Source organism: Saccharopolyspora soli, assembly GCF_022678645.1.
Classification (GTDB): domain Bacteria; phylum Actinomycetota; class Actinomycetes; order Mycobacteriales; family Pseudonocardiaceae; genus Saccharopolyspora; species Saccharopolyspora soli.
Genome location: NZ_JALBWV010000011.1, coordinates 92,938 through 118,603, shown reverse-complemented (window position 1 = coordinate 118,603; position 25,666 = coordinate 92,938). Strand labels below are relative to the sequence as shown.

Genomic DNA, 25,666 nt, shown 5'->3' with positions numbered 1-25,666 from the left:
ACTCGTCCGTGAAGTGGTTCGGGTGGCGGTGCCGATCGCACGCTTCGGCCGAGCGGCCGCGCCGCTGCGACGACAAAGCACTCAGGCGTCCGGGAAATCGTCGGTTCGCGCACCGCGTCCGCGGGCGAAGCCCTGCTGGACCGCGGTCATCATGCTGCGCGCCTGCTCCGGCGAGATCTTGGCGCCGACGGCGTCGGTCTTGCGCTGGTTGCGGGAATCCTCGGCCCGCAACCCAGGTGCGAGGCTCGCCTGTCGGGTCCGGCGCGGCAGGCCGCCAGTGTTCTGCTCGTCGTTTCCTCCGGTGTCGGCGGGGGTTTCGTGCGACACGACCTCGCCGTTGATCGCGACCGGTTCGGCCGGGTCGCGCCAGATGGACGAGCGCCGCCGCCGGGTTGCTCTGGGCACCGCGGACGCTTGCGGCACCCTGGTGGGCAACCGGGTCGCGACCGCCTTCATCGGTACCGGGACGACGTCCTCCTCCGGCGCGGAGATCGCTTCGGGCTGCTGATCGTGCTGATCGGGTCGCGGTTCGATGGTGGTGAGAATCGATGCGGGCAGCAGCACCACGGCGGTGGTGCCGCCGTAGGGCGAGCGGCGCAGCGAGACGCTGATGTGCTGCCGGTTCGCCAACCGGCTCACCACGAAGAGCCCCAGCCGGTCGCTTTCGAACAGCTCAAGCCGGTGCGAGTCGGCGATCAGCCGGTTCGCCTCGTCCATCCGCTCCGGGCGCATGCCCAGGCCGCGGTCCTCGATCTCCACGACGAATCCGGTGCCGACCGGCTCGCCGTGCACCAGGACTGTGCTGCCGGGCGGGGAGAACGACGTCGCGTTCTCCACGAGTTCGGAGAACAGGTGCGTGAGGTCGGAAACCGCAGAGCCGACCACGTACAGCTCGGACATCCGGTGCACCTCGACGCGCTCGTAGTCCTCGACCTCCGAGACCGCGGAGCGAACCAGATCCATCAACGGCACCGGATTGCGCCAGGACCGGCCGGGCGCGGCACCGGACATGATGATCAACCCCTCGGCGTGCCGACGCATCCGGGTCGCCAGGTGGTCGAGCCGGAAGAGGTCTTCGAGCGCGGTCGGATCTTCGGTCCGGCGCTCCATCGCGTCCAGCAAGCTGAGCTGGCGGTGCACCAGGGACTGGTTGCGCCGAGCCAGGTTGACGAACACCCCGGAGACACCGGTGAGCAGTTCGGCCCGCTCGGCCGCGGCCTGCAACGCCGCGTGCTGCACGGCGTTGAGCGCATTGCCGACCTGACCGATTTCGCCCTCGCCGGGCGCGACCACCGGCACGTCGGCATCGATGTCGATCTTCTCGCCCGCGCGCAGCCTGCGCATGGCCTGCGGGAGCCGTCGGTTGGCCAGTTCCAGGGCCGAGTCCCGCAGGCCGACCAGCTCGATCACCATGCCGCGACCGATCCGGACGGAGACCACCAAAGCGAGCAGCACGGCGAGAAGTCCAAGGGCGACCGTAAGCGCCGCCTGCGTCAGCACCGCGCCGCTGGCGGATTCCGCCTGCGCCGCAGTGGCCGCGCTGGCGTTGGCCCGGACGGTCGCCACGCTCTGCGCGAGAGGTTGCACCGCGCCGCGCCACTGGTCGACGGAGAAAGCGCCGACGGCTGCTGGCCCGCTGAGCAACGCGTTCTGCATCGAGGTCAGCGACCGATAGGAGCCGTCGTTGACGAATTGCTGGTAGGCGGCCTGATCCGCCGGGGCGAGGTCGGGCAGCAAACCGTCGGTCAACACGTGCTGGCCACCGAGCGCGGTGGCGAACGCCTCGTGCTGATCCGGTGTCATCCCCTGGGCGGCCAGGGCTGAGGTCACGACGGCGTCCTGGCGCGCGATCATCTCGCCCACCCGGCCGAGTTGGAGGACGACCCGCGCGGCGGCAGCGGCTTCGCCGTCCTGGACGTTCGTCAGGGCCTCGTCCACCGCGAAGGCGCGCTCGATCGCGGTCGTATACGAGTTGTAGGCGTCGTTCCAGTCCATCCGCTGGGCGACGACCTCGGCATGGTCGCGCTGCAACCGGTCGAGATCCTCGACGAGGGCGGAGATTCGCTGGTCCACTTCTGGTGCGACGTTCGCGATGTTGGCTCTGGCCACCGTCGAGCCTTCGACCAACGCCGCAGTGGCCGCGGCAGTACGCGCTCGTTGGCCGGAGACCAGTTGTTCGCCGCCGCGTGGCGCGGCCAGGTACTGCGCGACGGCGGCGCGCTCGGCCTGCAGGTCGTCGACCAGATCGCTGACCGGTCTGGTGAGTTCGGCGTTGAGCTCTTTGACCTGGTGCAGCGTCCACGCGCTCTGCACCGCCGAGACCGTGGCCAGCGCCCACAGCGCCATCAGCGAGACGACCGGCACCACGAGCAGCGCGACCGTTTTCGCTCGCACTGATTTCGGCCTCAGCAGGCTCGGAGAAACGCGTGAACGCGTGCGGGAATACCCAGGCATGAGTCCTCCATCCTGGAGGGAGTCGGAAAGTTGGGCGGGCTCGTCGCGAACGCGGATGACCCGCTGCGGAAAGGCAGTGGACGCAAGTCACCCGGTGAAGGGATCCACCTGCTTTTCAGCTGCGCCATCCGCTCTTCTCGGCGCGTTCGGCGAAATCGCGACGAAGGCCGACGTCAGGAACAAATACGTGCCCAACACGACGGTGAGCGGAAAGATGAACTGCATCGGGGTCGCGCCGTCGACCGGAGAATGCATCGAATGCAGGCCGACGTGGACCGAGGCCATTCCCGTGTAGTGCATCGCGCTCACCGCGACACCCATCACCAGCGATGCGCCGAAGGCCGCCGCCGGGCCGCGGATGTTCAATGCCGCCCACAGCGCCGCGGTGGCGGCGACCACCGCGATGACCACCGACAACGCGACGATCACGGGGTCGTAGCCGACGGTGCCGGAAAGCCGCATCGCGGCCATGCCGATGTAGTGCATGATGGCCACGCCCAGGCCCGAGACCACCCCGCCGACCAGCACCGCCAGCACCTTCGAGCGGCTGTAACCCACCGCGAAGACGCCGATGCCGACGACCACGATCGCGACCACCAGGCTCAGCACGGTCAGCGGCACGTCGTAGCGCACGTCGGTGCCCGTGACCTGGAAACCGAGCATCGCGATGAAGTGCATCGTCCAGATCCCGGTACCGATCGCGACGGCGCCGTTGATCAGCCAGTTGCGCCGCGAGCGGCCGGTCTTCGCCAGTGCGCGCACCATGCAGCGCAAGCCGAGTGCGGCGCCAACGCAGGCCATGGCGTAGGACAACACCGGCGTCAGCCAACCGAATCCAAATTCTGTCATCGAGCCTATCTGACTCATGAGTTCCCAAAAGCGCATAGGTGGCACATGGCAAGAATCGACCCGCGTTGCCCCGACCGGCCGTTCACGTTGCACCGACCTTACTCATCGAGATCATCCACCACAACCGTACTCGAAAGTAAGTTAGGCCGGGTGACGAACCATGCACGCACCGTCAACTATCCGTCTCATATGACACATTTAATTCGCACTTAAGAAACGCTCTCAAACCCACCAGAAGATCGAAAATCCACACCGCTAATTAATTGATCAATACACTGTGGACATTCATCGGGAGCGCGGCGCGGCGGTGGATTCGCGGACCACCAGTTCGTGCGTCGTGGCGCGGCGGCGCGGGCGCGCCGACGGCGACTTCAGCGCGAGCAGGAGCGCCTGCTCCCCCATCTCCGTCATCGGCAGCCGCACCGTGGTCAGCGCGGGCGACAGGTGCTCGGCTACGGCCACGTCGTCGAAGCCCGCCACCGACATCTGCTCCGGTACCGCGATGCCGCGCGCACGCAACGCCGCCAGTACGCCGATCGCCATGTCGTCGTTGAGCGCGATCACCGCGGTAACTCCAGGGTGCTCGTCCAGGATCCGCCGGGTGGCCGCCGTGCCGCCCTCCCGCGTGAAAGCCGCCTCGATGACGGGCATGTCGTCGACGGACAGCCCGCGCGCGCCCAACGCCTGGTCAACGCCAGCAAGCCGATCGGCGACCGTGGTCAATGCCTTCGGCCCGACGACGAACGCGATCCGCCGATGTCCCAGCGAAAGCACGTGCTCGGTGATCGAGCGGCCGCCTGCCAGGTTGTCCGGCAACACCGCGTCGGTGCCGAGGGGGTGCCGCCCGATCACCGCGACCCGACCACCGGTCTCCTGGAACGCTTGCAGGTCCTTCTTGACCGACGACTGCATCCGCGCGTCCACGAAGCCCGAACCGGCGATGACGATCGCGCGCACCCGGTTGGCGATCAGCGTGCGCACCTGGACGAGTTCGCTGTCCGGATCGCGGCCGGTGTGGCAGATCTGCACGGTCAGCCCCTGCTGCGCGCCGACCCGCAGCACCCCGCTGGCGATCTCGGTGAAGTAGGGGTCGCCGATCTCGTGCACGAGCAGACCGACGGTCGTGCTGGCACCCCCGGCCAGGGTGCGGGCGTGCACGTTGGCGACGTAACCCAGCTGCGCGGCGACCTCCCGCACTCGCTGCGCGATTTCGTCGCTGACACCCGCGGAGCCGGACAGCGCGCGTGACGCCGCCGCGATCGAGACCCCGGCCCGCTCCGCGACATCGACGAGCCGGAGCCGCGCGCGCCGCTGTGCCATCCGAGTCCCTCCTCCCGTCGGTCGGTCCGCGGACCGCCCCGGAACACATGATGCTCGGCGCCCCTTGCCGCCACAGCTCGTGGTCCCTATTCTGCCGTAAGCGCTTTCGTAAGCGCTTACGGATGCTCCCAACGACGGGTGGATCATGAAAATTTCAAACGGTCTCCGACTCGGAGCACTCGTGGCCAGCGCGGCCCTCGCGCTCACCGGTTGCCTCAGTTCGGGCTCCAGCGGCAGCACCGACGACCGGATCCGGATCGGCATCTCACTCCCGCTGACCGGCGACTTCTCCGAGCCCGGCAAGGGAGTGCGCCGCGGCTACGAGGCGTGGGCCGATTACGTCAACTCCCGCGGCGGGCTGCTCGGCCGCCAGGTGGAGCTGGTGATCCTCGACGACCAGTCCAACGCCGACCGCGTCGCCGCCGACTACGAGCGGCTGATCAACCAGGACGGCGCGGACCTCGTCTTCGGCCCGTTCTCCACCCGCCTGGTGATCCCGGCCGCGCAGGTCGCCAAGGACTACGGCTTCCTGTTCGTCGAACCGGCGGGCGCCGCCGAGGAGGTGTTCGACCAGGGCTTCGACAACCTCTTCTACGCCGCGCCCGCGGTGGCCCAGGACCACTACAACTACCTCGCCGAGGCGATCTTGGCGATGCCGCCCGACCAGCGACCGGAAACCGCCGCGTACGCGGCCATGGACGATCCGTTCGCGCAGGGCACCGCCTACGGCCTCAAGGACAAGCTGGCGGCGGCTGGCGTCCGCACGGTGGTCGACGAGGTCTACCCGCCCAACACCACCGATTTCGGCTCCATCGCGGCCAAGATCGCCGACTCGCGGGCGGAACTGGTCGTCGGCGGCACGCAGTACCAGGACGCGGTGAACCTCATCGTGGCGCTGCGCCAGCTCGGCTACCAGCCCGCGATGGCCGCCTTCTCGACCGCGCCGACCAACCCGGAGTTCCCCAGGGCGATCGGTGAGCAGACCGAGGGCATCCTCTCCCCCACCGGCTACACGCCGAAGGCGGCCTTCCCCGCCAACCAGGAGTTCGTCGCCCACTACACCAAGATGCACGGCACCGAACCCAACGAGGACGAGGCCAACGCCTGGACCACCGGGCAGGTCGTGGCCGCCGCCGTCCAAGCCGTCGGGTGCGCCGACCCGGATCCCGAGTGCCAGCGCAAGCTCATCGACTGGCTGCACAACAACGAAGTCGACACCGTCGTCGGCGAGCTCCGCTGGGACCGGACCGGAAAACCGCAGGGCGCGCACCTGATCCAGCAGTACGTCGACGGCCGGATCCAGATCGTGCTGCCGGAGAACGCCAAGGAAGCGAACCTCATCCACCCGAAGCCGACGTGGTGAGGCCGACGTGACCGGATCGCTGCTGCTGCAGAGCCTGGTGCTCGGCGTGCTGCTGGGCGGGCTCTACGCCCTCCTGGCCGCGGGCTTGACGCTGTACTTCGGCGTGATGCGCGTGGTGATGCTCGCGCACTCGGCGTTCCTGATCCTGGCCGCCTACCTCGCCTGGTACTTCACCCTGCGGACCGGCTTGGACCCGCTGCTGTCGCTGGTGTTCACCATCCCGCTGTTCTTCGGCATCGGGGTGTTCGTGCAGCGGTTGCTGATCGCCAGACTGCGCCCGGCGACGTTGACGATGATGTCGGTGCTGCTGACGTTCTCCATCGCGCTGGTGATCGAGGGCGTGCTCGGATTCGTCTTCAGCGGGACCCACCGGCGGATCCAACTGCCCTACTCCGGGGCCGACATCGTGGTCTTCGGCGCGAGCATCCCGGTGGTGAAGCTGATCGCCTTCGGGCTCGCCGCGGTGTCGCTGGCCGGGCTCTACCTGCTGCTGAAGCTGACCCGGTTCGGGCACGCGCTGCGCGCCACGATCCAGCACCGGGCGGCGGCGCAGCTGGTCGGCATCAACACCGACCGGATCGCCGGTTACGGCTTCGGGCTCGGCCTGGCCACCGCGGCGATCGGCGGCACCGCACTGGCGTTGGACTCCACGATCTACCCGTCGCTGCACTGGCACTGGATCGGGCCGCTGATGGCGATCATCGTGGTAGGCGGTCTCGGCAGCATCCCCGGCGCGGCGATCGCCGCGATGGCGCTGGGACTGGGCCAGAGCCTGTTGCAGATCCCGCTCGGAACCACCTGGGCGCAAACGGTTTTCTACCTCGCGCTGTTCGCCACTCTGCTGCTGCACCCCCAGGGATTCTTCGGAGGCCGACTTGCGCAGCGATTCTGAAGCACTCAACCCGCTGCGCGTGGTGAAGCTGGTCGCGCTGCTGGCGTTGGCCGCGCTGGTGCTCGCCTTCCCCGGCTTGGCGCCGGATGCGTTCATCCTGTCGGTCGGCGTGGTGATCATGAGCTACGCGGTGCTCGCCACGTCGTGGAACTTCGTCGGCGGTTTCACCGGCTACATCTCGCTGGGCCACGCGGCCTACTCCGGCCTCGGCGGCTACGCCACCGCTCTGCTGATCCTGCACGCCGACCTTAATTCGTGGGTCGCGCTGCTGCTCGGCGCTTTGCTCGTCGCGGCGCTCGCGGTGCCGATCGGGGTCGCCAGCCTGCGGGTGCGCGGCGCCTCGTTCGTCATCGTGTCGATCGCGTTGGTGCTGATCACACTGCTGGTCTTCCAGAGCTGGGGATCGTTCACCGGTGGCTCCAACGGATTGCGCGTGCCGCGCCCGTTCGGCCCGGACGTGCTCCGGCCCGAGCAGCACGAGCGGTTCTTCTACCTGCACGCCGCACTCCTGGCGGTCGCGCTGCTGTGCTGGTGGGCGATCAACCGCTCCCGCTTCGGCACCGGGCTCAAAGCGATCCGCGAGGACGAGGACAAGGCGCAGTCGTTGGGCGTGCCGACGTTCGCCTACAAGCTCGTCGCATTCGTCATCTCGGCGTTCTTCACCGCGCTGGGTGGCGGTCTCTACGCGCTGTGGTTCGGCTTCCTGGACCCGATCTTCCAGTTCTCCATCCTGGCTGGCTCCTACCTGGTGCTGATGAGCCTGCTGGGCGGTATCCGGAGCCTGTTCGGACCGCTGCTCGGGGCGGTGATCGTGGGCTACGCCGTGGAGTACTTCAAGGCCCAGTACGGCGACACCCAGTTCCACCTGGTCGCGATGGGCCTGCTGCTCGCGGCGGTGGTGCTGTTCATGCCCGACGGGATCATCCCGGCGCTGACCGACCTGGTGAACCGGTTCCGCCCGCAGGCGGCCTCGATCCGCGAGGTCAGCCAGGGCGAACTCGCCGAAGCGCGCGCAGCCGAACCCCCGGCGAAGGAGGAGGCACACCGTTGAACCCCGTTCGCGGTCTCGAAACCACCGGCCTGACCAAGTCCTTCGGCGGGGTGCGCGCGGTCGACGGCGCCAGCGTCGCCTTCCAGCACGGCAAGGTCAACGCGCTGATCGGCCCCAACGGGTCCGGCAAGACCACGTTCTTCAACTGCGTCACCGGGATGATCAGACCGGATTCCGGCACCGCGAGCTACCAGGGCGAGGACATCACCCGCAAACCCCCGCACCGGATCGCCCGCCTCGGGATCGGCCGCAGCTTCCAGCTGTGCCGGATCTTCCCGCGAATGACCGCGCTGGAGAACCTGCTCGTCGCGGTCCGCCCGCGAACGCTGCTCGCCCAACTGGCCTCGGCCCGCCAACGCGCCGACGTGGATCGGGCACGCGAGCTGCTCACGCGGGTCGGCATCGACCACCTGGCGGACACCGAGGCTCGCGATCTCTCCTACGGCCAGCAGAAACTGCTCGAACTGGCGGGCGTGCTGATGGCCGAGCCCGAGACGATCATGCTCGACGAACCGGCGGGCGGGGTGAACCCGGCCTTGATCGACCGGATCAGCGACCTGGTGCGCGCGCTCAACGCCGAGGGCAAGACCTTCCTGATCGTCGAGCACAACATGGACCTGGTGATGAGCCTGTCGGACCACGTCGTCGTCTTCGACCGCGGGCGGCCGATCGCCGCGGGAACGCCGGACGAGGTGCGCGACGACCCACGAGTCCTGGAGGCATACCTTGGCAGCTGAGCACCTGCTCGAACTCATCGACGTCGAGGCCGGTTACGGCCGCGCGGCACTCGTCCTGCGCGGGCTGACGGTGCGCGTGCCGCCCGCCAGCGTGGTCTGCCTCGTCGGCCCCAACGGCGCCGGGAAGTCCACAGTGCTCAAGGTGGCCAGCGGCATGCTCGCGCCGCGTTCGGGGCGAATCCTCCTCGGCGGTCAGGACGTCACCCACCTCCGCCCGCAGCAACTGCTCGAGGCGGGCCTGTCGCACGTCTTGCAGGGCCACAGCGTCTTCAAGGAGATGTTGGTGTCGGAGAACGTGTTGCTCGGCGCGTACACCTTGCGGGACAAGGCCGCGATCGCCGAGCGGGTCGACTTCGTCAAGCAGCTCTTCCCCGTAGTCGCCGAACGGTGGGGCTCGCTCGCGGGGGCGCTCTCGGGCGGGCAGCAGAAGCAGGTCGAATTCGCCCGCTCGCTGATGGTCAGCCCGCGGGTCGTGCTGCTCGACGAACCGTCGATGGGGCTGGACCCCAAGGCGACCGAGACGGTATTCGAGCAGGTGGCGCGGATGCGCGACGCCGGTACGGCGGTGCTGCTCGTCGAGCAGAACGCCCGCCGCGCACTGGAAACCGCCGATCTGGGCTGCGTCCTCGACCTCGGCCGGGTGCACGTCTCCGGCCCGGCCGCCGAACTGCACGAAGACCCGCAACTCGGCGAGCTCTACCTCGGCAACCGCCGCGCGTCGCCGCGACGGTCGACCGCGAAATCGTCCTGACACCGCATCCGGGAGGTCCAGTGCGCGCAACGCGAACAAGCCGCTTTCCCTTTTCCCCCTACGCAGATCGGCCGCCGACGGGTCTTCACACGTCGCCTCGCTAGGACATTCCACCAGGCGACCACCTGCGCTAAACGACCCGCACAGATCCAACGGGAGTCAGTAGATCCATGACTGATCACACGTACCGCATCCTGATGAACGGCGTCACCGGCCGGATGGGCTACCACCAGCACCTGCTGCGTTCGGTGCTGGCGATCCGCGACGATGGCGGCATCGTCCTCGACGACGGCAGCCGCATCCAGGTCGAGCCGGTCCTGGTGGGCCGCAACGCGGACAAGCTGGCTCGCATCGCCGACCAGCACGGGATCGCGGACTTCAGCACCGACCTCGACCACCTGTTCGCCGAGGACGACGCCCAGATCTACTTCGACACCCAGGTCACCGGCGAACGCAAGAAGGCGATCCTCAAGGCGATCGCCGCCGGGAAGCACGTCTACACCGAAAAACCCGTGGCGTCGTCGGTAGCCGAGGGCGTGGAACTGGTCAACGCGGCCGAGGCGAGCGGAATCGTCAACGGCGTCGTGCACGACAAGATCTTCCTGCCGGGTCTGCGCAAGCTGAAGCGCCTGGTCGATGCCGACTTCTTCGGCCGCATCCTCTCGGTGCGCGGAGAATTCGGCTACTGGGTCTTCGAGGGCGACGTGCTGCCCGCGCAGCGGCCGAGCTGGAACTACCGGGCCGAGGACGGCGGTGGCGTGGTCCTGGACATGTTCTGCCACTGGAACTACGTGCTGGAGAACCTCTTCGCCCCGGTCCGCGCGGTCACCGCGAAGGCCGTCACGCACATCCCCGAGCGCTGGGACGAGAACGGTCGCCGCTACGACGCGACGGCCGACGACGCGGCGTATGCGATCTTCGAGCTCGAAGGGGGCGTGATCGCCCAGGTCAACTCGTCGTGGGCAGTGCGGGTGGAACGCAAGGAACTGGTCGAGTTCCAGGTGGACGGCACGCACGGCTCGGCGGTCGCGGGGCTGTTCGGCTGCCGGGTCCAACCGCGGGTTCGCACGCCGCGGCCGTCGTGGAACCCCGACGAGCCGACCACCGAGGACTTCCGCTCCCACTGGGACGAAGTGCCGGACAACGTGCCCTTCGGCAACGGATTCCGCACCCAGTGGGAACAGTTCCTGCTGGACGTGCACCACGGCAGGCCGCACCGCTACGACTTCGCCGCCGGGGTGCGCGGCCTCCGGCTGGCCGACGCCGGGTACACCTCGTCCACCGAAGGCCGCCGCGTCGAACTCCCCACCGCCGGCACGGTATGAGTAGCCCGGTGTCAACCCAAGCCCTCCCCAACGGCACCTCAGGGGACCGTGAAGCAAACCAGCCGCAAGAACCCACGAAACGCGAGATTCGTATGGACGCAACCACCACTGTGAATCGCGGAGAGGCGGGACTGGAGGCGGACCAGCCATGAGCGCCGGAATCCAGCTGCCCGCGGCCGACGGCACCTGGACCGAGGTCGCGTTGCGCGAGCCGCGGCAGTGGGAGGAACATCCGCAGCCCTATTCCTCGCGGGTCGCCTTCGCCGCCGCGCACGTGGCCGCCGATCCGCTCGGCGACAACACACCGGGCGCCCCGGCGGCGGTGGACTGGGAGTCCACATTGGCCTTCCGCCGCGAGCTGTTCCGCTACGGCCTGGGTGTCGCGGAAGCGATGGACACCGCCCAGCGCAACATGGGCCTGGACTGGACTTCGGTGCGGGAACTGGTCCGCCGCAGCGCCGAACAGGCTCGCGCGTTCGGCGCGCGGATCGCCTCCGGCGCCGGAACCGATCACCGCGACCAACTCGCCACGCTCGACGAGGTCATCGCCGCGTACGAGGAGCAGGTGGGCTTCGTGGAGTCCACCGGCTCGCAGGTAATCGTGATGGCGTCCCGCCACCTCGCCCGGATCGCCCGTGGCGCCGAGGACTACCGGCAGGTCTACGACGCGGTGCTGCGGCAGGTCGCCGAGCCGGTGATCCTGCACTGGCTCGGCGAGGTCTTCGACCCGCAACTGGCCGGTTACTGGGGCTCCTCCAACGTGCCGACCGCGACCGGGAGTTTCCTCGACCTGGTCCGCGACCACGCCGACAAGGTCGATGGTGTGAAGGTCTCGTTGCTGTCGGCCGAGCACGAACGCGGGCTGCGCGCCGCGCTGCCCGCAGGGGTGCGCCTGTACACCGGCGACGACTTCAACTACCCGGAGCTGATCCGAGGCGACGCGGAGCACCATTCGGACGCCCTGCTCGGCGCCTTCTCCGCGATCGCCCCGGCGGCGTCGGCCGCGCTGGCCGCGCTCGACGGGGGCGACGTGGCGACCTACGACGCGGAGATGGCGGCCACGCTTCCGCTGTCGCGACACGTGTTCAGCGCACCCACCTTCTACTACAAGACCGGGATCGCTTTCATGGCTTGGCTTCGCGGGCACCAGCCCGGCTTCACGATGATCGGCGGCCTGCAATCGGCGCGCAGCGTGGTGCACCTGGCGCGGGTCTTCGAGCTCGCCAACGAGGCGCGGCTGCTGCCGGATCCCGAGTTCGCCGCGCATCGGATGCGGTTGTGGCTGGACGCGGCGGGAGCGGTGCGATGACCGCTTTCCCCGCAACCGCGCGGAATCGGGATGTCCCGTCGGATGCTCCGGCACGGGTGTCCACTCCGGAACCCGGTGACCCGAGGCTGGCCCGGCTCTCGCTCAACCAGCGCACCACCGCCAACTGGTCGTTGCGCGAGGCCGTGGACGGCTGCGTGGCTGCTGGGATCGGCTCCATCGGGGTGTGGCGGGAGCCGGTCGCCGAGGTGGGTCTGGACGCCGCGGTTGGGATGATCGGCGACGCCGGGCTGCGGGTTTCGTCGCTGTGCCGGGGCGGTTTCTTCACCGCAGCGGACCCGGACGCGAAAGCCGCCGCCCACCGCGACAACATCGCGGCCCTCGACGAAGCGGCGGCGCTGGGCACCGGCGTGCTGGTGCTCGTGCCCGGCGGGCTGCCCGACGGCGACCGCGACATCGCGGGTGCCCGCCAGCGCGTCGCCGAGGCCGTGGCCGCGTTGGTGCCGCACGCCCGCGAACGCGGAGTCCGGCTCGGCATCGAACCGATGCACCCGATCTTCGCCGCCGACCGGGGCGTGATCTCGACCCTGGCCCAGGCGCTCGACATCGCCGAACAGCACCCGCAGGACGTGGTCGGTGTTGTGGTCGACACCTTCCACGTGTGGTGGGAGCCCGGCGTGCTGGCGCAGATCGCCCGCGCCGCGGAGCGCATCGTCAGCTACCAGGTGTGCGACTGGATCACCCCGCTGCCCGCGGACAGCCTGCTCAGCCGCGGGATGGTCGGCGATGGGCACATCGACTTCAGCGCGTTCACCAGCGCCGTAGCGGCTGCCGGGTACTCCGGCGACGTCGAGGTCGAGATCTTCAACGCCGACGTCTGGGCCGCCCCCGGCGCGGACGTCGTGGCCACCCTGGCCCGCCGGTACGTCGAATTCGTGCAACCGCACCTGTCCGCACCACCCGAGCGGAAAGGAACGTCCACATGCGACACCGCCGAAGACTCGCCGCCGCACTAGCCATCAGCCTGTTCGCGATCGCGACCGCCGCCCCGGCCGCTTTCGCCACCGCACCCGGTTTCCGGCCGCCGTTCGCGCTGGTGCGACCGCCCGCCACGGAGCGGTTCTGGGCGCCGCTGACCCCAGCGAAGTGGGCGTTCGAGAACCGCCAGGTGATCATGACCGAGCGCGGTGACGCACCGGAGGGGCCACGCCGCCCGTTCGAATACGCCATCGTCGACGAAGGACCCGAGTTCGCCTCGCTGCGCTACACCGCCGAGGTCCGCATCGACGAACCGATCACCCGCGACGACCGGGACGTGGTGCTGATCTTCAACTACCAGTCCCCCACCCGCTTCTACTACGCGCACCTCTCGCAGGACAACACGATCTACCCGCACAACGGCATCTTCGTCGTCGACAACGCCGACCGCGAGCGCATCGACGACCAGTGGAACGGCGCCGTCGGCGCACCGCCCGCGATCGACGACACCGACTGGCACCGGGTGCGCCTGGACTACCGCGCGTCGTCGGGCGAAATCGCGGTGTACGTCGATGGATCCGACGAACCGCTGATGACCGCGACGGACACCACCTTCTCTGGTGGTCGGGTCGGTTTCGGCTCGTTCGACAACTTCGGGCGCGTCCGCGACGTGACCGTGGTCGGGACGACGGCCCGACCGGGAACCGGCACTTCTCCGTCGTGAGCCAGGTGGGCGGTTCGGCTCGGACCGCCCGTTCGGCTTCGCTGCGCAATGCGAGCCCGCAGTTCGGGCAGCGCTGCGCGCAGATTCCCGGTGCCGCGCTTCAGCTTTCAGCAACGCGCACCGAGCTGTCACCGGCAACGTCTGACCAACCCACAACGGCGAGGGATGGAGTCCGAATGGGCGTGCACAGAAGATGGGTCTCCGCGATCACCGGCGCGGTGGTCGCGGCGACCCTGTTAGCACCACCGGCATCGGCCGACGATCCGATCACCGATCCGATCCCGGAGGATCCGGTGCAGTCGCGGCTCGGGCTGGTCCTGACGGAGTACGCGCAGCTGCCCGCGTCCGAACCGACCCCACCGGCGACCGACCCGCGGCTGATCCGGCACAACCGGATCAACTACATCGGCGAGGTCCCCGACGGCTCGGGCCGGATGTACGTCCCCGACCTCAACGGGCCCCTCTACCTGGTCGATGGCGGCCAGCAGCACGTGTACCTGGACTTCAAGCAGCGCTTCGAGCACTTCTTCTCCGGTCGCGGCATGGGCAGCGGGTTCGGTTTCGTCACCTTCCACCCCGAGTTCGCCACCAACGGCAAGTTCTACACGGTGCACTCCGAGGACGAAGAGGCGATCGCCGAGGAAGACCCGACGTACCCGAACCAGCCGGATGCGTTCGTGCAGAGCGTGGTCACCGAGTGGACCGCCGACGACCCGGTGGCCGACGAGTTCTCCGGGACCAGCCGGGAGATCTTCCGCTTCGGCTTCAGCACCCAGGTGCACGCCATCCAGCAGATCGATTTCAATCCGACGGCCAGGCCGGGCGATTCCGACTACGGGCTGCTCTACCTGGGGGTCGGCGACGGCGGCATCGGCGTGGATTCCGATGTACCGCAGGACATGAGCACCCCGGCGGGCAAGATCCTGCGGATCGACCCAGCGGGCACCAACGGCCCGAACGGCCAGTACGGCATCCCCGCGTCCAACCCGTTCGTCGGCACGCCCGGCGCGCTGGGCGAGATCTACGCGGTGGGGATGCGGGATCCGCACCGGTTCAGCTGGGATCCCGCCGGGCGCAACGCCATGTACCTCGGCCACATCGGGCAGCACGCGATCGAAGCGGTCTACGAGGTCCGCGCCGGGGACAACTTCGGGTGGAGCGAACGCGAGGGCCGTTTCGAGTTCCGCCGCGAAACCCAGTGCTACCTGTACCCGCTGCCGGAGGACGACGAACAGTACGGCTACGTCTACCCAGTCGCGGCCTACGACCACGACCCGCCGCCGAACTGGCCGTGCGACGCCGACAGCGGCCACGCGATCTCCGGTGGTCAGGTCTACCGCGGGACGGATCTGCCGCTGCTGCGCGGCAAGTACATCTTCGGTGACCTCGTGGACGGCCGGGTGTTCTACACCGACGTCAACCGGATGCAGCGCGGTGCGCCACGCGCGCCGCTGCACGAGATGCAGCTGTTCGACACCGACGGCAACCGGCTGCGGATGACCGACTTCGTCGGCGACGGGCGGGTGGACCTGCGCTTCGGGGTCGACGCCGAGCGCAACCTGTACCTGCTGGCCAAGGCCAACGGCAAGATCTGGAAGGTCACCGGAACCCGGATGGGCGGCGGGTCCGAGGTCACCCCCGAGGTGCAGCGCGATCTCGTCGCGCACTACGACTTCGAGCACCCGTTCGCCGCCGACGATTCCCAGGAGCTAGACCAGGGTTCGTCCCGCACGTTGCTGGCCCAGGTCAACGGCGGTGAGGACATGCGGGTGGCCGACGGGGCGTTCCCCGGCAGCAACAACGCACTCCAGTCGCAGCAGCTCAACCCCGACGTGAACGGGAACGACGACTGGAAGGCCGGAGTGTGGGACAAGAACGGTGTGGAGTCGCTGAGCGCCTTCAACGGCACCAAAGGCGCGACGGTGATGGGCTGGTTCAAGATGACCGGGCAGAACCCGAGCCCCAACTCCACGACGCCGGAACCCGACGACCTCTTCAACGCCGTCGGCTTGGCCGGGATCCTCAGCGGGAACTCCGACGGGCACGACGTCCGGGCGCTGCTGGAACTGATCGAAGTGGACGGTGACCTGCGCCTGGTCGCGCTGGGCCGCCGGATCGACGGCGGCAGCTCCCAAACGTTCGCGGCCCGCCAGGACTGGCGCGAAATCCTCCCGCCGGACGAATGGGTGCACTTGGCGGCGACGTTCGACTACACCACCGGTGAGATGGCGCTCTACCGCAACGGCGAGCCGATCCCAGGGTTCTACACGGTCCCCGGCGACCCGTGGCAGCTCGACGGATCTGGTGCGAGCCCGACGAACCCGCGCGGCATCAAGATCGGCGGCAGCTTCCCGCAGAACACCCTGGAGCGAAATCCCTGCAACTGCCGGATGGACTCGCTGATGTTCCTCAACACCGCGGCGAACGCCGACACGATCGCGAAGCAGTACCGCCGCTTCTTCCATCACTGACGCCGGAGAGCGCGGATCTGTTCGCGGTGAGGGGCACCCGTGACCCAGTTACTTGGGCACGGGTGCCCCTCACCCCGATCACGTATCGATGTTCCTGTCAGCGGGGTGTCAGGCCGTGCAGGAGTTCGTCGAGGAGGTAGTCGAGGGCCTGGTCGGTGGTCGTCGCGGTGGGGACGATGCCGGTGGCGGCGAGGCTGGCGAAACCGTGCAGTGCGGAGAAGACCGCGAGCGCGATCGCCTCGGCGTTGCCGGGATGCACGTCGCCGCTGCGCTGACCGTCGGCGATGACCGCGAACACCACGGCGCCCAAGTCGTGACCGGCGGCGAGTAGTTCCTCGGTGGCGTCCGGAGCGAGCTTGCGCACGAACATCAGCTCCAGCAGTTCCGCCTCCTGCGCGGCGAAGCGGACGTAGGCGCTGGCCATCGCGGCGATCCGGACGCGGAACGGACCGCTGCTCGCCGCAGCGGCGCCGATCTCGTCGGACAGCCGCTCGAAGCCACGCAGGGCTAGGGCGTTCAGCAATGCCGCCTTGTCCTTGAAATGCCGTCTCGGCGCGGCGTGGCTGACGCCGATGTCCCTGGCGAGTTCACGCAGGGACAGGGCGTCGACCCCGGACGTGCGCAGCGCGGTGGCAGCGGAGTCCAGCAACGCGGCGCGAAGGTCCCCGTGGTGATAACGACCTCCAGCCATGCCCAGCAGCCTACCCCGGATGTTGACATCGACTGCATTGTTTTCGTTGCCAACTTTGTTGCCAATGACTACATTGGTGCCATGACCACTACCTGGAAGATCGACCAGATACCCGACCTGACCGGCCGCACGGCGGTCATCACCGGCGCGAACAGCGGCCTCGGCGTGGCGACCGCCAAAGCGCTGGCCACGGCCGGTGCGCACGTGGTGCTAGCCGTCCGCGACCTGGACAAGGGCAAGGCCGCCGCGACCGAGGTCCCCGGCAGCCACGAGGTGCGCCGCCTGGACCTCGCCGACCTCGCCTCCGTGCGGGAGTTCGCCGCATCCTGGGACGGCGACCTGGACCTGCTGATCAACAACGCCGGAGTGATGATCCCGCCGGAGGGCCGCACCAAGGACGGCTTCGAAACGCAGTTCGGCACCAACCACCTCGGCCACTTCGCGCTCACCAACCTGCTGCTTCCGCACGTCACCGATCGCGTGGTGACCGTCGCGTCCACCGCGCACCGGTACGTGCGCGGGATCAACTTCGACAACCCGAACTTCACCGGCGACTACCGCCCGCAGCGCGCCTACGGCCAGTCCAAGCTGGCCAACCTGCTGTTCACGCTGGAGTTGCAGCGGCGGCTCAGCGAGATCGGATCCCCGGTACGAGCACTGGCCGCCCACCCCGGTTACGCGGCGACGAACCTGCAGAGCCACAGCCCGAACCCGCCGCTGCGCCTGTTCATGGCCATTGCCAACCGGGTGGTCGCGCAGGACGCGATGGCCGGTGCGCTGCCCACGCTCTATGCCGCGACGCAGGACCTCCCCGGCACGAGCTACCTCGGACCGGACGGGATCTTCGAGTTGCGCGGCGGACCGACGCTGGTCAGCCGAACCGCTGCGGCGAGCGATCCGGCGGCGGCCAAGCGGCTGTGGACGATGTCCGAGGAGATGACCGGCATCACCTTCCCGCTGTCGTGGGGGGGGGCCCCCCCCGGGGCCCCCCGGGGGGGGGGGGCCCCGCCCCCGGGGGGGCCCGGGGCGGGGGGGGGGGGGGGGCGCGGCGGGGGGGGGGGGGGGGTGCCCCCCCCCCCCCCCCCCCCCCCCCCCCGGGGGGGCCCCCCCCCCCGGGGGGGGGGCCGGCCCCCCCCCCCCCCCCCACTACTCGGTGCTGCCGACGATGTGGTCGACGAAGCCGTACTCCAGTGCTTCCTCGGCGTCGAACCAGCGGTCCCGGTCCGCGTCCGCGCTGATCCGCTCCACGCTCTGGCCGGTCTGCCGGGCGGTGATCTCCGCGATCCGGCGTTTCATCTTGCCGAACACCTCCGCCTGGATGGCCACGTCGCTGGCGCTGCCGCCGACACCGGCCGACGGCTGATGCATCACGATTCGCGTGTTGGGCAGCAGGTACCGCTTGCCCGGTGCGCCCGAGGACAGCAGGAACTGGCCCATGGAGGCGACGAAGCCCAGGCCCCAGGTCGACACGTCCGGCTTGACCAGCTGGATGGTGTCGTAGATGGCCATGCCCGCGTTGACCGAGCCACCGGGCGAGTTGATGTAGAACATGATGTCCTTCTCCGGGTCAGCGGCGGCCAACAGCAGCAGTTGCGCGCTGATCCGGTTGGCGACGTCGTCGGTGACCTCCGAGCCGAGGAAGACGATGCGGTCGCGCAACAACTTCTCGTAGATCGAGTCGTCCAGGGACAATCCCGCGCTCGGCGACTGCATTTCGGGTGCCAGGTGAAGTGTCATCGTTGCCTGCCTCGATCGGTTTTCCACGTCATAACCGACCGTATGCGGCCAATGTCCCCGTAGCGGGCGTTGTTCGCCCAGGGCGTGCCCGGTTCGCTACCGGCGAATCAGCGCGCCCAGCCCCCCGGCCCGACACTGTTGCGCGCCGGGAATTCGATTACGCGGCCGTCCGCGCTCCACAGTGGATACAGGTGGTGCGGGACCGCGGCCGACCCGGCAGCTTGGGGCCCAACGGCCGGGTCGGCGCGATCATTTGGCAGGTCCGGTGCGGAAGGTGAATCGGAAGGTGCCGATCCAGATCTCGTCGCCGCCGACCAGCCGGGCTCGGTCCACCGGCTCGCGGTTGACATAGGTGCCGTTGAGCGAACCCATGTCGATGATCGTGTAGTGCACACCGTCGTGGTGGATCTGCGCGTGACAGCGGGAGACCGTGGGCGAGTCGAGCGTGACATCGCAGTCCCGACTTCGCCCCACCGTGCTCACGCCCACCGAAACCGGAATGGTGACACCGGCGTACGGGCCTCTGGTGACCACGAGGCCGGTGCCACCCACCGGGTTGGGCCAGATCTCCGATACCGGAGCGAGCGGTGCGGCCTGTCCGGGACTCGGGACGGCCGGGCTGGTCGGCTCGTCCCCGAATGTCCCCACGGCTGGAGCAGGTACACCGCTTGGGCCCTCGAACATGACGTCCTCCCGTTGGTACGACCACCACAATCGCGGCAGCAGCGGCGAGGAGGGCTGTCGGGGAACCCCGGCAAACCCGGCTCACGCATTCACGCTATCGAATGTCCGTCCGGGCCTGCGTGTTCCAATTTACCGACGAGGACCTGGAGTTACTTGAGACGAACCTGAGAAGAGACTTGGGGTAGTCCCAACGAGGTCCGAACCACCGCGAGCAGCGGGCGGCCAATCACGTGGCGGACACCGGAAATACTGTGGCCCGCTAGGTCAACAGCAAATGGTGCGGGAGCAAGCCTGCGAGGCTGCGCTTCAGAAACCGCACCGCGCGCTCGGGCGTTGTGCATTCACAATTCCGCAGCGGTTGGACGACCTCCCGCGGCGGTGGTGCGAAAGCGCGCCCGGTAGGCGGTTGGCGCCACTCCCAGGCTCTGCTGGAAGACGCGGCGCATGGTTTCCGAGGACCCGAAGCCCGACTCCGCGGCGACGATTTCGACGGGGTCGTTGCCCGCTTCGAGGAGCGCCCGCGCGGCCTCCATGCGCAGCGACTCGACGTACTGGCCCGGCGTCATGCCGGTCTCCTCGCGGAACAGCCTGCTGAGGTGCCGCGCGCTGAGTCCGGCGCGGCGGGCCAGGACGTCCAGGCTGTGGTGGGTGCCGGGGTCTGCCCCGACGACGTCCATCACCTGCCGCACCGCTGGATGTTTCGCTTCGCGCGAACTGAGCCGGGCGCTGAACTGGGACTGCCCTCCCGGCCTGGCCATGAACACCACCAACTGCTGCGCCACGCGGCGGGCCAGCGCGGCTCCGTGATCTTCCTCGACCAACGCCAGTGCCAGGTCGATGCCCGCAGTGACACCAGCCGAGGTGGTGACGTGGCCATCCCGCACGAACACGGGATCGGCCTCGACCCGCACCTGCGGGTAGGCGGTGGCCAGTTCGCGGGCGAGCTCCCAGTGCGTCGCGGCCCGTCGGCCGTCCAGCACACCGGTCGCGGCCAGCACGAAAGCCCCGGCGCACACCGACGCGACGCGCTTGCAGCGACGCCCCAGCCCAGCCGCGAAGGTGACCAACTCCTGGTCGGCCACCGCCGCTCGCCAATCGCGTCGGCCGGGCACCACGACGGTGCCGACCCGCCGGGGCAGGCTCTCCGGCCCGCCGTCCACACCGATGCGCACCCCCGCCGAGGTGCGCACGTCGGCGCCGTTGAACGACACGATCCGCACGTCGTAGCGCGCCCCGAAGGCGTTCGCGGTGGTGAAGACCTCCACGGGACCGGTCACGTCCAACAGCTGCACCTGGTCGAAGGCCGCCACGGCGACCAGGTGCGCCGCTGGGGCGCTCACTCCGGCCATGGAGAGTCGAGGATGGTGCGGACGAAGTCACCCCGCTGGAAGCCGGGCACGTAGTGCTCCAGCACGTCGGCCTTGACGTTGCCGAAGGTGGTCTCCGGCTTCGGCCGGATCCCGGCGGTGAACGCTTCCAGGATCCGCCGCTTGAAATCGGGGCGCGGGTGCAGGGCGACGATGGCGGTCCGGTCGGCCTCGGCGATGTCCTGGTAGCCGATGCCGAGCACGTCGTACTCCACGCCCGCCGTCACCAGTGCCACCTCGGGTTCCATGAACTCCGGGATCCCCGGCGTGGTGTGCAGCGCGATCGCGGTCCAGACCCTTCGGATGCTGTCCTCGGGCACCTGGTGGGCCGCCAGGAAGCGCCGCGCCTCGTCAGCGCTGTCCACCTCGAAGCGGCGACCGCTGGTGCGGAAGCGTTCCCCCAGGCCGAGGTCGTGGAACATGGCGCCGATGTAGAGCAGTTCGGGGTCGAAGCTCAGGTCCCGGTTGCGGCCCTGCAGCCCGCCGAAGAAGTAGACGCGGCGCGAGTGGTGGTAGATCAGCTCGTTGGTGCTGTCGCGGACGAGTTCGGTCGCCTCGCGCGCGAGTTTGGTGTCCGGAACCTGCACGGTTTGTGGGTTGGAGAGTTTGCTCGTCATGTCGTCCACCTCGGTTCGTCTATCCGTCCTGCCGGTCGCCTCCAGCGTCCACCTCGGGCGTCCATCGCCGCTATGGCCATTTGGCCATATAACCCACAGATGTGGACATCAGCGTTCTCTGCTGGTTCGCCGCCCTTCCCGCAGTGCTGCGGGGTCTTCGTCGCGGATTTGCGGCAGGAAGGCCGCGTCCTCGGATTCAACTCGGTGGGCTTCGGCCAAGACCTCCCGTACGCTCTGCGCCGGGATGACGACCGCTCCAGCGCGATCAGCGTAGATGTAGTCACCGGGCGTGATGCACACGCCGCGGACTTCCACGGAGATGTTCGCTGCGCATGGCGTCACGGTGTCGCCACCTGCTCGGGTGGCTTCGCCGGTGCACCAGGTTGCGAAGCGGTAGCGGGCCAGTTCGTCGAAATCGCGGAGTCGGCCGTCGCAGAGCAACCCCGCAAGCCCGTGGTTGTGCAGACGGGACATTTTGGTGCCACCTCCGTGCGAAGCGTCCGGGTAACCGCCGCTGGAGAGCACGAGTACCAACCCTGCGGGTGCGGCCCCCACCGCTCGGTAGAACCAGCCGGCAAATCCTGCGGCGTTGCTGTCGGTGAAGTCGTCGCGGTATGGCAGGAAGGCGATCGTCACGGCGGGGCCGAACATCGGGCGCTGCGGGGTGGGGCTGATGAGGCTGAGGAGGTGGGCACGGTGTCGGTGGGTACGCCCCATGGCATCCACAATGGACGCACAACCAAGTTCCGTGGCCATCGTTGTCAGGTCCGTGTTCTGTGCATTCATCATGCACCCTCCTTCGGCCGTGCACCCTCAGCGGTAGTCCGGGTTGTCGAATCCGAAATGACAGCCTGCCGCCCACTCGGAGCGCTGGTTGCCGTAAGCAGGCACGCCTCCAGCGTTCTGGAGCAGGGCGGCGATGTGCATGAGGTTGTAGGTCATGAACGTGGTGTTGCGGTTGGTGAAGTCGTTGTCCGGGCCACCCGAGCCTTCGTCGAGGTAGCTGGGTCCGGGTCCCGCTTCGCCGATCCACCCCGCATCGGCCTGCGGCGGAACGGTGTAGCCCAGGTGTTGCAGGCTGTAGAGCACGTTCATCGCACAGTGCTTGACGCCGTCCTCGTTGCCGGTGAACAGACACCCGGCGGTGCGCCCGTAGTAGGCGTACTGGCCGGAATCGTTGAGCAGGTGCGAGCAGCCGTAGAGTCGTTCGATGACGCGTTTGAGCACGGAGCTGTTGTCTCCCAGCCAGATCGGTCCAGCCAGGACGAGGATGTCGGCGTCCAGCACGCGGTGAAACAGCTGTGGCCACTCGTCACTGGCCCAACCGTGTTCGGTCATGTCGGGCCAGACGCCGGTGGCGATATCGTGGTCGACGGCTCGGAATTCATCCACTTGGACACCGCGGTCATGCATGATCGCGGCGCTGAGGTCGATCAGGCCTTGCGTGTTGCTCAACTCTGGTGAGCGCTTGAGCGTGCAGTTGACGTACAAGGCACGTAGGCCGTCGAAACGTGGCGGTTGCGAGGAGAGTGCCATTGTGTCGTCACCTCCAGTCGAAAGCTCGGACGAACGCGAGCACAACCGGCGAGGCCCCTGGGCGTCGACACGGGATGCTTGGCGAGGAGCAACAACTCGCTGCTGGCGACCTGGCTGCGCGGTGTCGATCGATCCGGGTCGCGTTCTCCCACAGCATGCCGGGCGACTCGCAGCTACATAGCGGGCTTCTGCACTGGACTTTCCGTATCTCAGTCGAAGTATCAACCACGACGTGCTGACCAGCGAGGCGAGCTTCGGACGTCAGGACTCCGATCCGGCGCCTGGCTGGCCCTTCCTTTTCGGGTTCGGCCAGGCGCCGGTCATTTGTCGTGGGTTCGATAGGTCGAACGGTTCAAAACAGGGCTGGTCGCGTGTCGGATGTGCGCCATGTGGGCATACGTGTTTGGTCCATTCGCTCCCGTGCGCAGCGCCCCATGACAGGAGTCGCCGCGTCTGAGAGCCCGCGGCGGTGCCAGCTGCGTAGGTGGGCTGAGCGGCTTCGCCACTTCAAAAACAAGAACAAAGACGGACACCCGCACAATGTCGTACCGAACGGTCCAGAACTGCTAACATCGACTCGTGGCCAGACCGCGCGAGTTCAGCGAAGCCGCCGTGGTACGGGCAGCGCGCGATCAGTTCTGGGACACCGGCTTCGCCGGGACCTCCATCATCGACCTGACGAAGGCGACCGGACTGGGCAAGGGCAGCCTCTACGGCGCCTTCGGCGACAAGCACCAGCTCTACCTGCGCGCCTTCGACGACTACTGCACCGAAGCCGTTTCACACGTCGAAAAGGAGCTGTTCGAGGGCCCCGGCAAGGCCATCGACCGATTGCGCGCGCACGTGGTCGGCACGACCAAGTCAGTCATCGCCGACAAGGCGCACCGCGGCTGCCTGCTGGCCAAGAGCACGGCCGAACTCACCAGCCACGACCCAGCCGTGGCCGAACGCGCTCTGAAGACGTTCGTCGAGCTGGAGAACCTGCTTACCGCATGCGTGCAGGAGGCCCAGCGGGACCGGGACATCGATCCCGACGCCGACGCGCGCGAGCTCGGTGGCCTGCTGCTCGCCACGCTGCGCGGGATCGAAGCGCTCGGCAAGGCCGGGGTCGGGAGGAGATCGCTCCTGCGCACGGCGGAAGCGGCATTGCGCGCGCTACCACCGGGACACCGCGCGCGCTGAACCGCCGAAGACCACTGTGGACGGTCAGAGCCGCTTGGTGAAGAACACGCGGCGGTAGCCGTGGTCGACGGCCCGGTGCGTCTCGACGAACCCGCGGCGCGCGTAGTACGCGAGGTTCTCCGCCATGGCCTCGTTGGTGTACAGCCTGACTTCCGCGACGCCGTGCTGGCGCGCTTGATCGTCGGTGAACTCCAGCAGCCGGGCGCCCAGTCCGCTGCCCTGCGCGTCGGGCGAGACGGCGACGTTGTCCAGCAGCACGTGGTCGGGCTCGAGTTTCAGGACGAGCAAGCCCACCAGCACACCGTCCCGCTCGGCCACCCAAACCCCACCGGTTTCGACGAGGGCCCGGTAGTCCTCCTTCATCGGCGCTGGTTCCTTACCCATGCGCTCGGTGTAGTGCGCGTACGCCTTGCGAGCCAGTTCGGACAGCGCGCTGGCATCGCTGCGCTGCGCGGGTCGGATGATCGTCATCCTGGCAGTCTGACCACGGCTGAATCGGCTGTCCAACTCCGGACGGCTCAGGTGAGTTGCTTGTAGAAGAAGCTGCAGTCTTCGAGGGAGCCGGTCGGGTCGGCCGCGTAGTCGGGGACGATGCCGTATCGCGTCCAGCCAGCGGCGCGGTAGAGCTGCTCCGCGGCGCTGCCGGTCACGGTGTCCAGCATCAGGAGCGTGGCTCCGGCTTGGGTTGCGGCTCGTTCGGCGGTGGTGAGCAGTGCGCGGCCCAGACCACGACCGCGAGCGTCCCGGTGCACCATCAGCTTGGCGATCTTGGCTCGGTGCCGCCCGTTGGGCGTGTTTTCCAACACCAGGCTCACGGTGCCGGTGATGCCCTCGGATGCGCTGGCGGCCCAGACGACGAGGCTGCCATCTGCCACTGCGGGCTGCTGGGCGTGCCACCAAGCCATCGCGGCATCCTGGTCGAACGGAGCGAGGAACCCGAGCGACGAGCCGTCGGCGACGACCGAGACCAAGACGTCGGCCAGACCCTTCACGCGGTCGCGGAAGTCATCGGCCGACAGGCGGGTGATGGTGTGCAACTGGGGCTCCTTCGGCTCGCGCGAGGTGACCGGATTCGGCTGCCGGCTGCTCATGGCAGGACGACCACCAGTGCGTAGCGGACCGGATCGGGGCCTGGGTTGTGGAACCGAGAGCGGTCCCACAACCGGAAACGCAGGCAGTCTCCCGCCGAAACCCGGTACACGCCTCCGGCGGTGACCTCCAGCACGCCCTCCAGCACCCAGATGTGCTGCTCAAGGCCCGGTACCGGCGGCCCGTCGTAGGAGATGTCCGCGCCCGGCCGCAGCACGCCCTCGACGATCTCGCCGCGCAGTCCCGGATGGGGCGGCGACACCGACCGCCGGGTGAAGCCCGAGGCCCCGTCGCGCCACACCGCCTGCTGGTCGGCCCGAACCAGTTGCGGCGGCTCTGATTCCACCTCCGCCAGCAGTCGCGACATCGTCCGCTCGTACGCCGCGCACAACCTGTTCAACAACGTCGCCGTCGGGCTGATCTCCGCCCGCTCCAGGCGCGACAACGTCGAGCGGCTGATGCCGGTGCGCCGCGCCAGCTCCTCCAGCGACCACCCGCGCTCTACCCGCAGCTCCGCGAGTCGACCCGCCAAGCGGGCCTCTACGTGCTCGGGTGCCATCTCCTCCGTCGATCTCACATGT

General features: G+C 68.5%; 24 protein-coding genes and 1 pseudogene. 12 read left to right on the top strand and 13 right to left on the bottom strand.

Annotation, left to right across the window (positions count from 1 at the left end):
* Positions 1-81 precede the first annotated feature (81 nt).
* From MOQ72_RS10915 to MOQ72_RS10905, 3 genes are all read right to left on the bottom strand, one after another.
* On the bottom strand, positions 82-2,394 hold the full coding sequence (locus MOQ72_RS10915) for a sensor histidine kinase (RefSeq protein WP_242182642.1): 2,313 nt from the start codon (positions 2,392-2,394) through the stop codon (positions 82-84).
* A 147-nt stretch (positions 2,395-2,541) separates the two neighbouring features.
* Positions 2,542-3,303 (bottom strand): MHYT domain-containing protein, encoded by a 762-nt coding sequence (locus MOQ72_RS10910; protein WP_242182640.1) that lies wholly within the window; start codon positions 3,301-3,303, stop codon positions 2,542-2,544.
* A 285-nt stretch (positions 3,304-3,588) separates the two neighbouring features.
* Complete coding sequence (locus MOQ72_RS10905) at positions 3,589-4,623, bottom strand: LacI family DNA-binding transcriptional regulator (RefSeq protein WP_242182638.1); 1,035 nt, start codon at positions 4,621-4,623, stop codon at positions 3,589-3,591.
* Between the two features lie 181 nt (positions 4,624-4,804).
* Between MOQ72_RS10905 and MOQ72_RS10900 the strand changes: the two genes are divergently transcribed.
* The 10 genes from MOQ72_RS10900 to MOQ72_RS10855 all read left to right on the top strand — a co-directional run bounded on the left by MOQ72_RS10900 (position 4,805) and on the right by MOQ72_RS10855 (position 16,182).
* A complete protein-coding gene (locus MOQ72_RS10900) occupies positions 4,805-5,986 on the top strand; it encodes an amino acid ABC transporter substrate-binding protein (RefSeq protein WP_242182636.1) in 1,182 nt (393 codons plus the stop codon).
* Positions 5,987-5,993: 7 nt separating this feature from the next.
* The gene (locus MOQ72_RS10895; RefSeq protein ID WP_242182635.1) at positions 5,994-6,878 is read left to right on the top strand and encodes a branched-chain amino acid ABC transporter permease; all 885 of its coding nucleotides are present in this window, start codon (positions 5,994-5,996) and stop codon (positions 6,876-6,878) included.
* Positions 6,862-7,929 (top strand): branched-chain amino acid ABC transporter permease, encoded by a 1,068-nt coding sequence (locus tag MOQ72_RS10890; RefSeq protein ID WP_242182633.1) that lies wholly within the window; start codon positions 6,862-6,864, stop codon positions 7,927-7,929. Before MOQ72_RS10895 ends, MOQ72_RS10890 begins: the two co-directional genes overlap by 17 nt.
* A complete protein-coding gene (locus tag MOQ72_RS10885; RefSeq protein ID WP_242182631.1) occupies positions 7,926-8,666 on the top strand; it encodes an ABC transporter ATP-binding protein in 741 nt (246 codons plus the stop codon). Before MOQ72_RS10890 ends, MOQ72_RS10885 begins: the two co-directional genes overlap by 4 nt.
* A complete protein-coding gene (locus MOQ72_RS10880) occupies positions 8,656-9,417 on the top strand; it encodes an ABC transporter ATP-binding protein (protein ID WP_242182629.1) in 762 nt (253 codons plus the stop codon). Before MOQ72_RS10885 ends, MOQ72_RS10880 begins: the two co-directional genes overlap by 11 nt.
* A gap of 170 nt (positions 9,418-9,587) precedes the next feature.
* A complete protein-coding gene (locus MOQ72_RS10875) occupies positions 9,588-10,742 on the top strand; it encodes a Gfo/Idh/MocA family protein (RefSeq protein WP_242182627.1) in 1,155 nt (384 codons plus the stop codon).
* A 148-nt stretch (positions 10,743-10,890) separates the two neighbouring features.
* The gene (locus MOQ72_RS10870; RefSeq protein ID WP_242182625.1) at positions 10,891-12,051 is read left to right on the top strand and encodes a dihydrodipicolinate synthase family protein; all 1,161 of its coding nucleotides are present in this window, start codon (positions 10,891-10,893) and stop codon (positions 12,049-12,051) included.
* Positions 12,048-13,025 (top strand): sugar phosphate isomerase/epimerase family protein, encoded by a 978-nt coding sequence (locus MOQ72_RS10865; protein WP_242182623.1) that lies wholly within the window; start codon positions 12,048-12,050, stop codon positions 13,023-13,025. Before MOQ72_RS10870 ends, MOQ72_RS10865 begins: the two co-directional genes overlap by 4 nt.
* Complete coding sequence (locus tag MOQ72_RS10860; protein WP_242182621.1) at positions 12,992-13,711, top strand: hypothetical protein; 720 nt, start codon at positions 12,992-12,994, stop codon at positions 13,709-13,711. The genes MOQ72_RS10865 and MOQ72_RS10860 overlap by 34 nt, the downstream gene beginning before the upstream one ends.
* A gap of 176 nt (positions 13,712-13,887) precedes the next feature.
* Positions 13,888-16,182: a PQQ-dependent sugar dehydrogenase gene (locus MOQ72_RS10855; protein WP_242182619.1), complete on the top strand. Its 2,295-nt coding sequence runs from the start codon at positions 13,888-13,890 to the stop codon at positions 16,180-16,182.
* 97 nt (positions 16,183-16,279) lie between these two features.
* On the opposite strand, the gene MOQ72_RS10850 is transcribed toward MOQ72_RS10855, so the two are convergent.
* Positions 16,280-16,873, bottom strand: a complete 594-nt coding sequence (locus tag MOQ72_RS10850) for a TetR/AcrR family transcriptional regulator (RefSeq protein WP_242182617.1) — start codon at positions 16,871-16,873, stop codon at positions 16,280-16,282.
* 81 nt (positions 16,874-16,954) lie between these two features.
* Here MOQ72_RS10850 and MOQ72_RS10845 point away from each other — a divergent pair.
* Positions 16,955-17,770: pseudogene (locus tag MOQ72_RS10845) on the top strand (oxidoreductase); the annotation flags it as partial.
* A 249-nt stretch (positions 17,771-18,019) separates the two neighbouring features.
* On the opposite strand, the gene MOQ72_RS10840 reads toward MOQ72_RS10845, so the two are convergent.
* The 6 genes from MOQ72_RS10840 to MOQ72_RS10815 form a co-directional block, all read right to left on the bottom strand.
* A complete protein-coding gene (locus tag MOQ72_RS10840) occupies positions 18,020-18,586 on the bottom strand; it encodes a ClpP family protease (protein WP_242182763.1) in 567 nt (188 codons plus the stop codon).
* A gap of 273 nt (positions 18,587-18,859) precedes the next feature.
* Entirely contained in the window at positions 18,860-19,258 is a 399-nt protein-coding gene (locus MOQ72_RS10835) for an FHA domain-containing protein (RefSeq protein WP_242182615.1), read from the bottom strand.
* A 377-nt stretch (positions 19,259-19,635) separates the two neighbouring features.
* Positions 19,636-20,643 carry a GlxA family transcriptional regulator gene (locus MOQ72_RS10830; RefSeq protein WP_242182613.1) on the bottom strand — a complete coding sequence of 336 codons (1,008 nt, stop codon included), beginning with the start codon at positions 20,641-20,643 and terminating at the stop codon, positions 19,636-19,638.
* Entirely contained in the window at positions 20,631-21,278 is a 648-nt protein-coding gene (locus MOQ72_RS10825) for an HD domain-containing protein (protein ID WP_242182611.1), read from the bottom strand. Before MOQ72_RS10825 ends, MOQ72_RS10830 begins: the two co-directional genes overlap by 13 nt.
* 108 nt (positions 21,279-21,386) lie before the next feature.
* Positions 21,387-22,067 (bottom strand): RraA family protein, encoded by a 681-nt coding sequence (locus MOQ72_RS10820; RefSeq protein ID WP_242182609.1) that lies wholly within the window; start codon positions 22,065-22,067, stop codon positions 21,387-21,389.
* 24 nt (positions 22,068-22,091) lie between these two features.
* The gene (locus MOQ72_RS10815; protein ID WP_242182607.1) at positions 22,092-22,814 is read right to left on the bottom strand and encodes a flavodoxin family protein; all 723 of its coding nucleotides are present in this window, start codon (positions 22,812-22,814) and stop codon (positions 22,092-22,094) included.
* 579 nt (positions 22,815-23,393) lie between these two features.
* Between MOQ72_RS10815 and MOQ72_RS45140 the strand changes: the two genes are divergently transcribed.
* A complete protein-coding gene (locus MOQ72_RS45140) occupies positions 23,394-23,996 on the top strand; it encodes a TetR/AcrR family transcriptional regulator (protein WP_242182605.1) in 603 nt (200 codons plus the stop codon).
* 24 nt (positions 23,997-24,020) lie between these two features.
* Here MOQ72_RS45140 and MOQ72_RS10805 read toward each other — a convergent pair whose 3' ends face one another.
* Genes MOQ72_RS10805 through MOQ72_RS10795 form a run of 3 tightly spaced genes read right to left on the bottom strand, consistent with a single transcriptional unit; the run spans position 24,021 to position 25,662 of the window.
* Positions 24,021-24,467, bottom strand: a complete 447-nt coding sequence (locus MOQ72_RS10805) for a GNAT family N-acetyltransferase (RefSeq protein WP_242182603.1) — start codon at positions 24,465-24,467, stop codon at positions 24,021-24,023.
* A 47-nt stretch (positions 24,468-24,514) separates the two neighbouring features.
* A complete protein-coding gene (locus tag MOQ72_RS10800) occupies positions 24,515-25,087 on the bottom strand; it encodes a GNAT family N-acetyltransferase (RefSeq protein ID WP_242182601.1) in 573 nt (190 codons plus the stop codon).
* Positions 25,084-25,662 (bottom strand): helix-turn-helix domain-containing protein, encoded by a 579-nt coding sequence (locus tag MOQ72_RS10795; RefSeq protein WP_242182599.1) that lies wholly within the window; start codon positions 25,660-25,662, stop codon positions 25,084-25,086. Before MOQ72_RS10795 ends, MOQ72_RS10800 begins: the two co-directional genes overlap by 4 nt.
* Between the last annotated feature and the right edge of the window lie 4 nt (positions 25,663-25,666).